Origin of the sequence: Pseudomonas sp. TWI628, from assembly GCF_039673865.1 — a bacterium.
Classification (GTDB): Bacteria; Pseudomonadota; Gammaproteobacteria; order Pseudomonadales; family Pseudomonadaceae; genus Aquipseudomonas.
Map to the genome: position 1 here is coordinate 12,128 of NZ_JBDJMM010000035.1, position 14,855 is coordinate 26,982.

12 protein-coding genes are annotated in these 14,855 nt (G+C 64.6%); 6 read left to right on the forward strand and 6 right to left on the reverse strand.

What is annotated here, in order from left to right; all coding sequences use genetic code 11:
• Positions 1 to 134 precede the first annotated feature (134 nt).
• The gene (gene arcD, locus ABE528_RS23370) at positions 135 to 1,562 is read left to right on the forward strand and encodes an arginine-ornithine antiporter (RefSeq protein WP_152958717.1); all 1,428 of its coding nucleotides are present in this window, start codon (positions 135 to 137) and stop codon (positions 1,560 to 1,562) included.
• Here the strand turns inward: arcD and ABE528_RS23375 are convergent.
• From ABE528_RS23375 to gap, 6 genes are all read right to left on the reverse strand, one after another.
• Complete coding sequence (locus ABE528_RS23375) at positions 1,542 to 1,955, reverse strand: YbaN family protein (protein WP_152958716.1); 414 nt, start codon at positions 1,953 to 1,955, stop codon at positions 1,542 to 1,544. The genes arcD and ABE528_RS23375 overlap by 21 nt on opposite strands.
• Positions 1,956 to 2,008: 53 nt before the next feature.
• The gene (locus ABE528_RS23380; protein WP_346654179.1) at positions 2,009 to 2,602 is read right to left on the reverse strand and encodes a biliverdin-producing heme oxygenase; all 594 of its coding nucleotides are present in this window, start codon (positions 2,600 to 2,602) and stop codon (positions 2,009 to 2,011) included.
• A gap of 163 nt (positions 2,603 to 2,765) precedes the next feature.
• Positions 2,766 to 5,351 (reverse strand): TonB-dependent receptor, encoded by a 2,586-nt coding sequence (locus tag ABE528_RS23385; protein ID WP_346654180.1) that lies wholly within the window; start codon positions 5,349 to 5,351, stop codon positions 2,766 to 2,768.
• A 123-nt stretch (positions 5,352 to 5,474) separates the two neighbouring features.
• A complete protein-coding gene (locus ABE528_RS23390) occupies positions 5,475 to 6,437 on the reverse strand; it encodes a FecR domain-containing protein (protein ID WP_346654181.1) in 963 nt (320 codons plus the stop codon).
• Between the two features lie 78 nt (positions 6,438 to 6,515).
• Entirely contained in the window at positions 6,516 to 7,028 is a 513-nt protein-coding gene (locus ABE528_RS23395; RefSeq protein ID WP_346654182.1) for an RNA polymerase sigma factor, read from the reverse strand.
• Between the two features lie 187 nt (positions 7,029 to 7,215).
• Positions 7,216 to 8,217 (reverse strand): type I glyceraldehyde-3-phosphate dehydrogenase, encoded by a 1,002-nt coding sequence (gap, locus tag ABE528_RS23400; protein ID WP_152958712.1) that lies wholly within the window; start codon positions 8,215 to 8,217, stop codon positions 7,216 to 7,218.
• A gap of 265 nt (positions 8,218 to 8,482) precedes the next feature.
• Here gap and edd point away from each other — a divergent pair, with 265 nt between their 5' ends.
• The 5 genes from edd (at position 8,483) to ABE528_RS23425 (ending at position 14,845) form a co-directional block, all read left to right on the forward strand.
• A complete protein-coding gene (gene edd / locus ABE528_RS23405) occupies positions 8,483 to 10,309 on the forward strand; it encodes a phosphogluconate dehydratase (RefSeq protein ID WP_346654183.1) in 1,827 nt (608 codons plus the stop codon).
• Positions 10,306 to 11,265 (forward strand): glucokinase, encoded by a 960-nt coding sequence (locus tag ABE528_RS23410; protein WP_346654184.1) that lies wholly within the window; start codon positions 10,306 to 10,308, stop codon positions 11,263 to 11,265. Before edd ends, ABE528_RS23410 begins: the two co-directional genes overlap by 4 nt.
• A gap of 68 nt (positions 11,266 to 11,333) precedes the next feature.
• Positions 11,334 to 12,059 carry a two-component system response regulator GltR gene (gene gltR / locus ABE528_RS23415; RefSeq protein WP_152958709.1) on the forward strand — a complete coding sequence of 242 codons (726 nt, stop codon included), beginning with the start codon at positions 11,334 to 11,336 and terminating at the stop codon, positions 12,057 to 12,059.
• The gene (locus ABE528_RS23420; protein ID WP_346654185.1) at positions 12,040 to 13,494 is read left to right on the forward strand and encodes an ATP-binding protein; all 1,455 of its coding nucleotides are present in this window, start codon (positions 12,040 to 12,042) and stop codon (positions 13,492 to 13,494) included. The genes gltR and ABE528_RS23420 overlap by 20 nt, the downstream gene beginning before the upstream one ends.
• 100 nt (positions 13,495 to 13,594) lie before the next feature.
• Positions 13,595 to 14,845: an AGE family epimerase/isomerase gene (locus ABE528_RS23425; protein ID WP_346654186.1), complete on the forward strand. Its 1,251-nt coding sequence runs from the start codon at positions 13,595 to 13,597 to the stop codon at positions 14,843 to 14,845.
• The last annotated feature ends 10 nt before the right edge of the window (positions 14,846 to 14,855 follow it).

Sequence of the window (14,855 nt, forward strand, 5' to 3'; positions counted from 1 at the left end):
TTACAGAGGTACGGCGATAGACATTGTGGTTATTACTGCTATAGGTTTAATGGTTTAGGCTATATAAGTGACAGCATTTATATGGCGCCCATGGCTGTTTCAAACGCATGACAGCACCAAAAAAAGGGAGGCCCATGAGCGAGCCGGGACAAAAGCTGCGTCTGGGGGCACTGATCGCGCTGGTGGTCGGTTCGATGATTGGTGGCGGGATCTTCTCGTTACCGCAGAACATGGCAGCACGTGCCGACGTCGGCGCCGTGCTGATCGGCTGGGCGATCACCGCAGTGGGCATGCTGGCGCTGGCCTTCGTGTTCCAGACCCTGGCCAACCGCAAGCCTGAGCTGGATTCAGGGGTATACGCCTATGCGAAAGCCGGGTTCGGCGATTACATGGGCTTTTCGTCAGCCTGGGGCTACTGGATCAGCGCCTGGCTGGGCAACGTCGGCTATTTCGTGCTGCTGTTCAGCACCCTGGGCTTCTACTTCCCGGTGTTTGGCGAAGGCAACACGCCGATTGCCATCGGCTGCGCCTCGTTGCTGCTGTGGGCCGTGCACTTTCTGGTGCTGCGTGGCATCAAGGAAGCGGCGTTCATCAATCAGGTGACCACCGTGGCCAAGGTGGTGCCCTTGCTGATCTTCGTCGTCATCGCCGCCTTTGCCTTCCGCGCCGATATCTTCACCCGCGATATCTGGGGCATGAGCAACCCGCAGTTCGGCAATGTGCTGGACCAGGTGCGCAACATGATGCTGGTCACGGTGTTCGTGTTCATCGGTATCGAGGGTGCCAGCGTATATTCCGGGCGGGCGCAGCGCCGTTCCGATGTCGGCAAGGCCACGGTGATCGGCTTTCTCGGGGTGCTGGCGCTGCTGGTGCTGGTCAACGTGCTGTCGCTGGGGGTGATGACCCAGCCGGAACTGGCCGGGTTGCAGAACCCGTCCTTGGCCTCGGTGCTGGAGCATATCGTCGGGCCCTGGGGTGGCCTGTTGATCAGCATCGGCCTGGCGATTTCGTTGCTGGGGGCCTTGCTGTCGTGGGCACTGCTGTGCGCAGAAATTCTTTATGCCACGGCGCGCGACAAGACCATGCCGCGCTTCCTGGCCAAGGAAAACGCCAACCACGTGCCAGCCAATGCCCTGTGGCTGACCAACTGCATGATCCAGGGCTTCCTGCTGATCACGCTGGTCTCGGAAGGTACCTATACCAGCCTGATCTACCTGGCATCGTCGATGATTCTGGTGCCATACCTGTGGTCGGCGGCTTATGCGGTGCTGCTGGCCTGGCGCGGCGAGAGTTACCGAGGGCAGGCGGGGCTGCGGCGCAAGGACCTGCTGGTGGCGGCGCTGGCGCTGCTGTATGCGGTGTGGCTGTTGTACGCGGGCGGCCTCAAGTACCTGCTGCTGTCGGCACTGCTCTACGCCCCAGGGGTCATCCTGTTTGCCCGGGCCAAGCACGAGCAAGGGCAGACGTTGTTCACCACTTGGGAAAAGCTGATTTTTGCGGCCGTGCTGGCGGGGGCGGCACTGGCTGCCTACCTGCTGTATTCAGGGCTGTTGAGCTTGTGAGGGAGCGGCGCACGGGTGTTCCGGGCGCGACCAGATCCACAGGTTGCCCAGGGTCATGCCGGCAATCGCCAGAAACACCGGCCAGTGGTGTTCGAGGAACACCAGCATCAGGCCTGCGCACAGCAGCATGCTGACGGTGGCACTGACCTTGGCACGGCGCTGGATCACCTTGCCGTTGCGCCAGTTGTACAGGATCGGCCCGAACAGGCGATGGTTCTCCAGCCAGGCGGACAGGCGTGGCGAACTGCGCGTGGCGGCCCAGGCGGCCAGCAGGATGAACTCGGTGGTCGGCAGGCCGGGAATGACGATGGCGACCAGGCCTATCCCCAAGCTTACGTAAGCCAGGATGCCATACAGCAGGCGGGACAGTTTCGAGCGGGCGGGTCGGGTCATGGTCTCACTGCAAAAAACGTCCGGCCACCGGAGAGGTGGCCGGTTGATGCGTCTCAGGCCAGCGCGGCGTCGGCGGCGTAGGCATGCTTGAGCAGTTCGGTGAAGCGCTCGAAGGCGGCAACTGCAGCGCGCTCGGCGGCGGCGTCTTGTTCGGGTGACAATTCCAGGCCATCAAGGATGCGGGTGAACTGCTTCCAGCCTTCGGCACGGCCACCGGCAGGCTCGCCGAGGTGGCGGGCACCGAAATTGTCGGACAACTCCAGGGCCGCGGCACGCTTGATCAGAAACGCAGCGCCAAGTTTGGAGCCTTCCGAGACGAAGATCCAGCCCAGGGCTTCACCCAGGGTCGGATTGTGCAGGGCGCCGGGCACGGCGGCCGGGATTTCGGTATTCAGGTCAGCCAGGTCCAGGCGGGCCTGCTCGGCGCGGCAGCGCTGGGCCAAGTCGGGGACGATGGCGATCAGTTGCGGGTCGTTGTACAGCGCTTGCAGTTCGGCCTGGAACAGGTACTGGGCGACGACGAAGCGGGCGAAGCTTTCACGGCTGTCGAATGGCGCGTGGGATTTGACCAGGGCGTCGAGCTCGCTGTGCGGAGCGTGGGTGGCCTGGTTCAGGCGTTGCGAGCGCAGGGCTGGGCGGTCGGTCATGGGCGTGTCCTTGGTAAATGAGGGCGTCTAGTGACAAGACGAAACAGCGTGGCAGGGACAGTAAAAAAATGGGTTTGTGGTGATTTTTGCAGCGTCTGTGAGATCGAGCGCCGCGCGGGCGGCGCTCGGTCTCACAGGCGCAGTTAATACTCAAGCCGTACCGTCAGATATCCCACACCACATTGATGGCGAAGTTGCGCCCCGGCATGGTCAGGCGGTCGAGGTTGGCCGGCTGGGTCACACCCGCTTCACCCTGGCCGTCGTAGCCACGCACCGAATCCCACTGCCAGTACTTCTTGTCGGTCAGGTTGTACAGCCCGGCGTTGACGCTGACGTCGTCGGTCACCTTGTAGAAGCCGCTCAGGTCCAGCACCCCATAACCCGGGGTACGGAACTGCGAACTCTGCCCGTCCGGCGCAAAGAACGTGGTGTCGTCGACACGGGTCTTGCGCTTGACCAGGGTCCAGCTCAGCAGGCCGCCATAGTTCGGCTGCTCGTAACCCAGGCCGAACACGCCGGTCAGCGGGTTGACGCTGTTCAGCGGCTGGCCGTTGTCATCGTTGCGGCCATGGGCATAGGCGATCGAGCCCTGGGTGTACAGGCCCTGCGGCGCACCGAAGTGGTCGAGGTTCAGGCGGCCCTTGATCTCGGCGCCCTTGATGGTGGCGTGCTTGATATTGTTGGCCTGGAACGTGGTTTCCAGGTTGGCCGACTGCACGGCGTCTTCGTCGATGAAGTCGCGGTACTTGTTGTAGAACACTGCCACGTCGAAGTTGCCGGCGTCGAAGTTGCCGCGCAGGCCGGTTTCGTAGCTCTTGCTCTTTTCCGGTTCGAGCCCGGGGTTGCCCTGCACGCGGTAACCCAGGGTCGGGTTTTCAAAGCGCCCGTACATCGACTTGGCCGTCGGGGTGCGGAAGCCTTCGGCGTACTGGCCGTACCAGGTGTAGTTGTCGTTGAAGGCGTAGGTCAGGCCGAACTTGGGTGAAACGCGGTGCCACTTCTTGTCCGAGTCGTCGACGCTGCCGGGAGCGGCGCCCGAACCCTGGATGCCCCGCAGGAACGCCTCGGTGAACTTCGGCTCCATGCGCGTGTAGTCGTAGCGTGCGCCGGGCATGAAGGTCCAGTTGTTCCAGCGAATTTCATCCTGCACGAACAGGCTGTAGGTGTTCACGGTCGGGTCGGGGAAGTCGCTGACCAGTGCCTGGGCGTCGCTGGTGCTGACCTGGCCGATGGCGCGGCAGGCACCACCGACTGCCAGGCAGGTGCCGGTGCCGCTGCGCGAGCCGGTGACCTTCTCGTGCTTGAGGGTGGTGCCATAGGTCAGCAGGTGGTCGGTGGCGCCGACGCTGAAGGCCTTGTCCAGCTGGGCGTCGAACACCCACTGGCGGTCCTTGTAGGTGGTGTCGCGGGTGCGCAGCACGGTGCGGCTGAACGGGAAGTAGACTTCCTCGGTACTCTGGTCGGTCTTGGCCACCTGGTAGTTCAGGCTCCATTTGAGGTGGTCGGCAACCAGCGAATCCAGGCCGAATTCATGGTTGATGCCGAAGCGCTCGCGGGTCACGGTGTCGTTGCCGGTGCGGCTGCGGTACATGCCCAGGCCGCTGCCGTTGGTGAACGGGCCACCGACGGCGCTGAGGATGTTCTGGTCGCGGTCATCCTTGTAACGCTCGTAGGTCAGCCCCAGGCGGGCATCGTCGGCGTAGTTCCAGCCCAGCTTGGCCAGCACGTTGGTGGTGCGCACGTCTTCCGGGTTGGCCTCGGTCCGCGACAGGCCGGTGCCGCCGTGGCTACCGTAGGAATCGGTCTCGTGACCGTTGCGCTGGCTCAGGTGCAGCAGGCCGTCGAAATCACCCGTGCGGCCAGCCACGGTAGCTGAGGTCAGCCAGCTCTCATCGGCCGAGTTGTAGCCGGTCTTCAGACGTGCGCCAACGTCCTTGCCGGGCTTGATGATGTCGTCCGGGTCGAGGGTGAAGTAGCTCACCGCCCCGCCGATGGCGTTGCTGCCGTACAGCACTGAAGCCGGGCCGCGGAGGATTTCCACGCGCTTGACGATCTCGGGGTCGACGTAATTGCGCTGGGTCTGGGCGTAGGGGCCGTAGAAGAAGCTGTCGGGGATCGACACGCCATCGACCTGGGTGAGCACACGCTCGCCGTCGATGCCGCGGATGTTGTAGCCGTTCAGGCCACTGCGCTGGCCGGTGCCGCCCACCGACACACCCGGTTCGTAACGCACCAGTTCCTGGATGTTGTTGACGTTCTGCCGGTCCAGTTGCTCGCGGGTCTGCACGCTCACGGTGCTCGGCACCTGGCTCACATCCTGGGCGTTACGGGTGGCGCTGACGGTCATTTGCTGCAAGGCGATGGCGTTGCCCGCCGACTGGCGTTCGAGCACCACGTTACCGTTGCTGATTGTACGGAAGCTCAGCCCCGTGCCCTGGAGCAGACGCTTGAGTGCGGCTTCCGCTGGCAGCGAACCTTGCACGCCCGGCGATGCCACGCCGTCGGCCAGCTCGGCGCTGAAACCAACCTGCCAACCGGTGGCCTTGCTGAAGGCATTGATTGCTTCAACCAGAGGCTGTTGGGCGATGCTGAAGCGGTAGTCGCCCATGCGCGGGCTGCTGGCCTGGGCCGGTTCGGCGGCCAGCGCCGGCAGGCTGCAGGCACCGCTGGCGAGCAGCGCCAGCGTCAGCAGCGACAGCTGGCCGGTACGGCGGGGAAGGGTGGACGGGCGAGATGGACCTGTGGGCATCGAAAGCGCTCCCTGACGCGCGAACTGTTATAAGTGATGACCGTTCTTGTCTCAAACAAGAATCAGTTGCATTGGCTATAACGAGACGGGCGGGGTTGCGCGATCGCGTAAAAAAATTTCAGGTCAGTTGATGATCACCACGGCGGGCCATTCGTGAAGCTGTGCCGAGGTGATGTGGGCCAGGGCGCGCAGGGTTTCCAGCGGCTGGTCGAGGCGGTAGTTGCCGGTCACCGCCATGTCGTCGAGGTGGTCGTTGCGGTTGATGATCCAGCCGGGGTAATAGCGCCGCACTTCCGCCAGCACCTGGCTCAACGGGCAGTTCTCGAACACCAGGCGGCCGTCGACCCAGGCAAGGTCCTTGTGCATGTCCGGGCGCTGGCGCTGGCCGAAGCCATGCGGGCCGACACTGATGCTGTCGCCGGCACTGAGGCGGATGCGCTGGTCGCTGGCGGCCTGCAGGTCGATGTCTCCGCGCTGCACGCGAACCTGAGCCTCGCCATCGAGGTAGCGCACGGCAAAATCGGTGTCGCGCACCTGCGCGCGCACTGGCCCTGCCTGCACTTCCAGCGGCAGCTGGGCGCCACCGGGCACCTGGAAGTACGCCTCGCCTTGCAGCAGGCGTGCGACCTGGCGGCCGCCCTGCTGGTCGCTGGCGAAGGCGGAATTGGTGTTGAGCAGGACCTTGGCGCCGTCATCCAGCTCCAGGCGCTGGCGTTCACCGACCACGGTCAGGTGGTCCGCCTGCAGGCGCACCGGCAGGTTGCCGAAGGTGAACAGCCCGACCAGCAGCATGGCGGCGGTCGCCAGTGGCTTCCAGTGCGCACGCAAGCGGCCACGCAGCGAGCGGCGCTGGTGCTGGTGCAGGTGCAGGGCGGCCTGGCGCAGCGGGGTGCCGTTCCACAAGGCTTCGGCCTCGACGTAGGCTTCGGCGTTTTCCGGGGCTGCGCTGAGCCATTGTTCGAAAGCCAGGGTGTCGGCTTCGCTGGCGCACTGCAGGCGCACGAGCCAGTCCAGCGCCTCGTCCAGCGCACGGGCGCGGGCGTCGGGCCCGGTAGCTGACGGGCGAGTGACGGGGCTGTCGGTCACGGTGGGTCCTTGCAGGTATTTTTGCGAATGATCAAGGCTTGGGCGAAGCATGGCAAGGGATACGCCGCATCGGTCGGCTCATTTGAGGCGGTCGGCCACGCCCATGCAGATCGCCATGATCAGTTTCAGTTCCTTCTGAACCGTGCTGGCAGAGACTTGCAGTTGCTCGGCAATTTCCATGTAGCTGGCGCCATGCAGGCGGCTGAGGATGAAGATGCGCTGCTGGCGCTCGGTCAGCTGGTTGAGGCTGACGCTCAGGTGCTTGAGCAGTTGTTCGGCGTGCGCAGCGTCCTCGCTGCTGCCGAGCGGCGACGCGACATTGTGCAGCACCTCGTCGGGCACATCGTCGACCAGCATGCGCGCCTGCGCACGCCTTGAACGCAGGTGGTCCAGGGCGAGGTTGCGGGCGGTCTGGAACACGAAGGGTTCGAGGTGTTCGATGGGCCGCTCGCCCAAGGCGCGGGACACCCGCAGGTAGGTTTCCTGCAGCAGGTCCTCGGCGGTGCTGGGGTTGCCCACCATGCGCTGCAGGGTGCGCAGCAGGGAAAGGCGCTGGACGAGGAAGACGGAGTTGAACCGGGACTGACTCACGGGGGGACCTGGCCGACGAAAGGTTAATGATAATGCTTATCATCTCCCGGTCAGGTCAAGCCTGGATTTGTTAGGAAAAGGTAAAGATCGTGAGGGCCGGGTGCATGCCTCGGCATTTTCAGCGCCGGTGAGATCGAGCGCCGCGCGGGCGGCGCTCGATCTCACAGGCGCCAAAGCCAGGAGCCCCTCAGCGCGCGCTGGCCAACGCCAAACAGTTGTCCAGCATGCGGTTGGAGAACCCCCACTCGTTGTCATACCAGGCCAGCACCTTGAGCATCCGCCCGTTGGCGCGGGTGTGGTTGGCATCGAAGATCGACGACAGCGGGTTGTGGTTGAAGTCGCACGACACCAGTGGCAGTGCGTTGTAGCCGAGGACCTTGGAGTGCCGGCTGGCTTCGAGGAACAGCTGGTTGACCTGCTCGGCGGTAGCCTCGCGCTTGAGGTTGACGGTCAGGTCGACCAGCGACACGTTGATCACCGGCACCCGCACGGCCATGCCGGTGAGCTTGCCGGCCAGTTCCGGCAGCACCAGGCCCACGGCTTCGGCGGCGCCGGTCTTGCTCGGGATCATCGACTGGGTGGCCGAGCGGGCACGGTACGGGTCGCTGTGGTAGACGTCAGTCAGCACCTGGTCGTTGGTATAGGCGTGGATGGTGGTCATCAGCCCCTGTTCGATGCCGAACTCGCGGTGCAGCACCTGGGCGATCGGCGCCAGGCAGTTGGTGGTGCACGAGGCGTTGGAGATGATCTGGTGCGAAGCCCGCAGGATATCGTGGTTGACCCCGTACACCACGGTGGCATCGACACCCTTGCCCGGCGCCGAGACGATCACCTTGCCGGCGCCCGCAGCCAGGTGTGCGGCGGCCTTGGCGCGGTCGGTGAACAGCCCGGTGCATTCGAACACCACGTCGATCGCTTCGGCCTTCCAGGGCAGTTCGGCCGGGTTGCGGATGGCGCTGACCGCGATACGGTCACCATTGACCGTCAGGCTTTCATGGTCGGCCTCGATCTGCGCATCGAATGTGCCGTGCACGCTGTCATATTTGAGCAGGTGGGCGTTCATCGCGCTGTCACCCAGGTCGTTGATGGCGACGACCTGCAGGTCCTGGCGGTAGCCTTGGGTATACAGTGCGCGCAGGACATTGCGCCCGATGCGGCCGAATCCATTGATGGCGATACGTAGGGTCATGGCAGTACCTCTGGCGGTCCGAGTGAAACCTGTGGCAAAAAGGAGCTTCACTGAAACGGTTTTGTTGTTGGAATTACAAGATTATTCACTGAGCGATAGAAAACAAGCCTTTTTGATGGCAGTATTTTGTTTAAACATACAACGAGTGGTTGGGCGCAGTGCCTCCCCCGATGTCGCGAGCCCCTCTACCTTGAGCCTAGGCCGCAATCGTTTGGAGGGGAAATGCCCGGTAAACCGCCCTTACAATTAGCCTGGAGTCCAGTACATGCATCCGCGCATCCTTGAGGTCACCCAGCGGCTGATCGAACGCAGCCGTGCCACCCGCGAACGCTACCTGCAGCTGATTCGTGGCGCGGCCAGTGACGGGCCCATGCGTGCCAGCCTGCAGTGCGCCAACTTCGCCCATGGCGTGGCCGGTTGCGGTGCCGAGGACAAGCAGACCCTGCGCATGATGAACGCGGCCAACGTCGCCATCGTCTCGTCCTACAACGACATGCTCTCGGCGCACCAGCCGTATCTGCATTTCCCTGACCAGATCAAGCAGGCCCTGCGCGAGGTCGGCTCGGTCGGCCAGTTCGCCGGTGGTGTGCCAGCCATGTGCGATGGCGTGACCCAGGGCGAGCCGGGCATGGAACTGGCAATCGCCAGCCGCGAAGTGATCGCCATGTCCACGGCGGTAGCGCTGTCGCACAACATGTTCGACGCGGCGCTGATGCTTGGCATCTGCGACAAGATCGTCCCCGGCCTGATGATGGGGGCGCTGCGCTTCGGCCACCTGCCGACCATCTTCGTCCCGGGCGGGCCGATGGTTTCCGGTATTTCCAACAAGCAGAAGGCCGACGTGCGCCAGCGCTATGCCGAAGGCAAGGCCAGCCGCGAGGAGCTGCTGGAGTCGGAAATGAAGTCCTACCACAGCCCCGGCACCTGCACCTTCTACGGCACCGCCAACACCAACCAGCTGGTGATGGAGGTCATGGGCCTGCACCTGCCAGGCGCCTCGTTCGTCAACCCGTACACCCCGCTGCGCGATGCCCTGACCGCCGAGGCGGCGCAACAGGTCACGCGCATGACCAAGGCCAGCGGCAGCTTCATGCCACTGGGCGAGATCGTCGACGAGAAGGCACTGGTCAACTCCATCGTGGCCCTGCACGCCACCGGTGGCTCGACCAACCACACCCTGCACATCCCGGCAATCGCCCAGGCGGCCGGCATCCAGCTGACCTGGCAGGACATGGCCGACCTGTCCGAGGTGGTGCCGACCCTGTCCCACGTCTACCCCAACGGCAAGGCCGACATCAACCACTTCCAGGCCGCTGGCGGCATGGCCTTCCTGATCCGCGAACTGCTCGATGCCGGCCTGCTGCACGAAGACGTCAACACCGTGGCCGGCCACGGCCTGCGCCGCTATACCCAGGAGCCGTTCCTCGACAACGGCAAGCTGGTATGGCGTGAAGGGCCGCAGCAGAGCCTGGATGAGAGCATCCTGCGCCCGGTGGCGCGGCCGTTCTCGGCCGAAGGTGGCCTGCGGGTGATGGAAGGTAACCTCGGTCGTGGCGTGATGAAGGTTTCCGCAGTAGCGCCTGAGCATCAGGTGGTCGAAGCGCCGGCCAAAGTGTTCCATGACCAGCAGTCGTTGGCCGATGCCTTCAAGGCCGGCGAGCTGGAGTGCGATTTCGTTGCCGTGGTGCGCTTCCAGGGCCCGCGCTGCAACGGCATGCCCGAGCTGCACAAACTGACGCCGTTCCTCGGCGTGCTGCAAGACCGGGGCTACAAGGTCGCGCTGGTGACCGACGGGCGCATGTCGGGGGCTTCGGGCAAGATCCCGGCGGCGATCCACGTCTGCCCCGAAGCGTTCGATGGTGGCCCGCTGGCACGTGTGCGCGAGGGTGATATCGTGCGGGTCGATGGCGTCGCAGGCACGCTGCGGGTGATGGTGTCGGCAGAAGAACTGGCCAGCCGTGACCTGCCGCCCGCGCCCCAGGGCAACGACCTGGGCTGCGGCCGTGAGCTGTTCGGCTTCATGCGCATGGCGTTCAGCCCGGCAGAGCAGGGCGCGAGCGCCTTCACCTCGGCCCTGGAGAACCTTAAATGAAGGACCTGCTGGTTGGCGACATCGGTGGCACCAATGCCCGTTTTGCGTTGTGGCGTGACAACCAGCTGTGCCAGGTGAAGGTCTTCGCCACGGCCGACTACACCAGCCCGGAGCAGGCCATCGAGGCCTACCTGCAGGGCCACGGCATTGCCCGTGGCGGCCTGGCGGCGGTGTGCCTGGCGGTGGCCGGGCCGGTCGATGGCGATGAATTCCGCTTCACCAACAACCACTGGCGGCTCAGCCACAAGGCGTTCTGCCAGACCTTGCAGGTCGAGCGGTTGCTGCTGATCAACGACTTTTCTGCCCAGGCCCTGGGCATGACCCGCCTGCAACCGGGTGAGTACCGTGAGGTCTGCGCAGGCCAGGCAGACCCGGCGCGGCCCGCGCTGGTGATCGGCCCGGGCACTGGCCTGGGCGTCGGCAGCCTGTTACGCCTGGGCGAGCAGCACTGGCAGGCGCTGCCGGGTGAAGGCGGGCATGTCGACCTGCCGGTGGGCAATGCCCGCGAAGCGGCGATCCATCAGCAGATTCACAGTCAGATCGGCCATGTCAGTGCCGAGACCGTACTCAGTGGCGGTGGCCTGGTGCGCTTGTATCAGGCCATGTGCGCGCTGGACGGCGACACGCCTCGACACACATCCCCGGCGCAGATTACCGATGCCGCCCTGGGCGGCGAGCCACGGGCGCTGGCGGTGATCGAGCAGTTCTGCCGATTCCTCGGGCGCGTGGCCGGTAACAATGTGCTGACCCTGGGCGCGCGTGGTGGGGTTTATATTGTCGGCGGCGTGATCCCACGCTTTGCCGAGCTGTTCCTGCACAGCGGGTTTGCCGCCAGCTTTGCCGACAAGGGCTGCATGAGTGGTTACTTCGCGGGTGTGCCGGTGTGGCTGGTAACCGCTGAGTTCTCTGGCTTGCTCGGTGCGGGGGTGGCACTGCAGCAAACACTGGATCACTGATACTCTCGATCATGCTGCACCGCGACAGCAGGCGAAAAGACCTGCGACAACAATGAGGGCGGGATACCTTGAGCACTGCCGGAAAATCGATCCTGATGGTCGACGACGATCAGGAAATTCGCGAACTGCTGCAAACCTACCTGAGCCGCGCCGGCTTCCAGGTCCACGCCGAAGGCGATGGCCAGGGCTTTCGTCGCGCCTTGGAAAGCACCCCCTGCGACCTGGTGATCCTCGACGTCATGCTGCCCGACGAAGACGGCTTCAGCCTGTGCCGCTGGGTGCGTCAACACCCGCGCCAGTCGCGGGTACCGATCATCATGCTGACCGCCAGCTCCGATGAAGCCGACCGCGTCATCGGCCTGGAACTGGGCGCCGATGACTACCTGGGCAAGCCGTTCAGCCCCCGTGAACTGCAGGCGCGCATCAAGGCTCTGTTGCGCCGCAGCGAGTTCGGCCAGGCCGCGCCAGCCAGTGCCGTGCTGGCCTTCGATGACTGGCGTCTGGATACCGTCAGCCACCGCTTGTTCCACCGTGATGGTGAAGAAGTGATTCTGTCCGGTGCCGACTTCGCCCTGCTCAAGCTGTTTCTCGATCACCCGCAGCAGATCCTCGACCGCGACACCATTGGCAACGCCACCCGAGGCCGCGAGCCGATGCCGCTGGACCGCATCGTCGACATGGCCGTCAGCCGCCTGCGCCAGCGCCTGCGCGACACCGACAAGCCACCGCGGCTGATCCGCACCGTACGTGGCAGTGGTTACCTGCTGGCTGCCCATGTCTGCTGCGCTTCCTGAGCGGCGCTGGCGCCTGCTGCCGCGCTCGCTGCTGGGGCGCATGCTGCTGCTGACCTTGCTCGTGGTGCTGTTGGCCCAGGGCCTGTCGAGCCTGATCTGGGTTGCCCAGCTGCGTGCCAGCCAGTTGCAGGGCCTGCGCGCCAGTGCCGGCAGCCTGGCCCATTCCATGAGCGCCAGCGTCAGCTACTTCCGCTCGCTGCCGGTGGCCTATCGGCCGATGGTGCTCGATCAATTGCGCAGCATGGGTGGCACGCGCTTTTTCGTGTCGCTCAACGATAAGCCGCTGGACATGCCGGTATTGCCCATCACCCCACGCAAGCAGGCGGTGATCGACGTGTTCCAGCAGGTGCTGCACGAACGCCTCGGCGAGCAGATGGAAATCTCCGTCGAGTTCGTCGCCCCCGATGACCTGCGCATCTTCAACAGCGGCCTGAAGCTCGATGAATTGCCGCGCTCGTGGGCGCATTACTCGCTGACCCTGGAGCCGCTCAACCCGCCAGTGCTGGTGACCCAGATCCGCCTGGGCCAGGGCGAATGGCTGTACATCGCCTCCTTGCTGCCCGAGCCCTATACCAGCCTCGAAAGCGAACGCCTGCCGCGTCAGCAGATCGGCTTCATCGTCCTGACCACCGCCTTGCTGCTGCTGTTCATCGGTTTGCTGGTGCACTGGCAGAGCTGGCCGCTCAAGCGCCTGGCGCGTGCTGCACGTGAGTTGTCATTGGGCGCCGATGTGGCGCCGGTAGCCGAGGGCGGCGGCAGCGAGGTGGTCGAGGTGGGGCGTGCGTTCAACAGCATGCGCGAGCGCATCAGCCGTTACCTGACCGAGCGTTCCCAGTTGTTCAGTGCCATTTCCCACGACCTGCGCACACCGATCACGCGTTTGCGCCTGCGTGTCGAACTGCTTGAGGACGAGCGCCTGCAGGCCAAGTTCAGCCAGGACCTCGACGAGCTGGAGCTGCTGGTCAAAGGCGCGCTGCAATGTGTGAAAGACACCGACATCCACGAGAACATCGAGCCGATCGACCTCAATCAGGTGCTGGACATTCTCGCCGAACCGTACCTGGGTAACGGTCGTATCACTGTCGAAGGGCAAGCCATGTCGCCGTACCCGGGCAAACCGCTGGCCCTGCGCCGCTGTATCGGCAACCTGATCGACAATGCCATCAAGTATGGCGAGCGGGCACACCTGCGCATCATCGACAGCGCCGAGGGCTTTGTTTTGCAGGTGGATGACCAGGGCCCTGGTGTGCCGCAGCAGCAGATGGAACAGGTGTTCGAGCCACACTTTCGCCTGGCCGGCAAGCAGCAGGGCTACGGCCTGGGCCTGGGCATCGCTCGCAACATCGCCCACAGCCACGGCGGCGAGGTGAGCCTGCTCAACCTGCGCGAAGGTGGCTTGCGGGTGACGCTCTATCTGCCAAGAGGCGTGGATTGAGCTGTGTCACAAGTTGGTGACACAGTCGCCCGCCTTCGTGACATCCCGGCCAGGACGGCTGGCTAGGCTTCACCGACCACAAGCAAGGAACGCGTTACCCATGATTACTCGCGATCTGGCCCCCGGCAGTTGGCTGGGTTCAACTGCACATGCCGCTTGGCTGCAGGCAGAAGGGCAACGCCTGCTGGCGTTCGCCAGGGCTTCGCAGCTGCCTGATGGCTTCGGCTGCCTCGATGCCCAAGGCTGCCTGCCGCCCACGGCTGGCAGCGAAACCCTGCAGACCACGCGCATGACCCACAGCTTCGCCCTGGCTCACCTGCAGGGCGTGCCCGGCTGCTTGCCGTTGGTCGAGCATGGTCTCAATGCCTTGCGCGGTGCCTTGCACGACACCCGCCACGGTGGCTGGTTCGCCCACCCGCACGGGCAGGGCGATAGCAGCAAGGCCGCCTACCTGCATGCCTTCGTCGCGCTGGCCGCGAGCTCTGCAGTGGTCGCAGGCGCTGCGGGGGCTCAGGGCTTGCTGAAGGATGCCATCGATACCCTCGACGCGCGGTTCTGGAGCGAGGAGCAGGGCGCCCTGCAAGAGGCGTTCTCCAGCGACTGGCAGCAGGCGCAGGCCTATCGCGGCGCCAACAGCAACATGCACGCCACCGAGGCATTCTTGGCCCTGGCCGATGTCACTGGCGATACGCTGTGGCTCGATCGCGCCCTGCGGATCGCCCAACGCATCATCCACACCCACGCTGCCGCCAACGACTATCGGGTTGTCGAGCATTTCGACGCGCACTGGCAGCCGTTGCCGCATTACAACCGTGATGACCCGGCCGACCACTTCCGGCCGTTTGGCACCACGCCTGGCCATGCCTTCGAGTGGGCGCGGCTGCTGCTGCATCTGGAAGCTGCTCGTGAGCTGGCCGGGTTGCACGCACCGGAATGGCTGCTGGAGTGTGCCCGTGGCCTGTTCGGCAGCGCCTGCCGCGATGCCTGGAACGTCGATGGCGGCAGAGGCATCGTCTACACCCTGGACTGGGACAATCGCCCGGTCGTGCGCGAGCGCCTGCACTGGGTACATGCCGAGGCCTGCGCCGCCGCAGCGGCCCTGCTGCGGCGTACCGGCGAAGCGCAGTATGAGCGCTGGTACCGCTGCTTCTGGGACTTCATCGATGGCCATTTCATCGACCGCGTGGCTGGCAGCTGGCATCACGAACTCGACCCGGATAACCGCCCTGCCGCGACGATATGGGCGGGCAAGCCAGATCTCTACCACGCCTATCAGGCAACCTTGATACCAGGGCTGCCGTTGGCGCCAAGCCTGGCAACTGCCGTTGCAGGTTATGTAACCAAACGATGACATTCGCGCA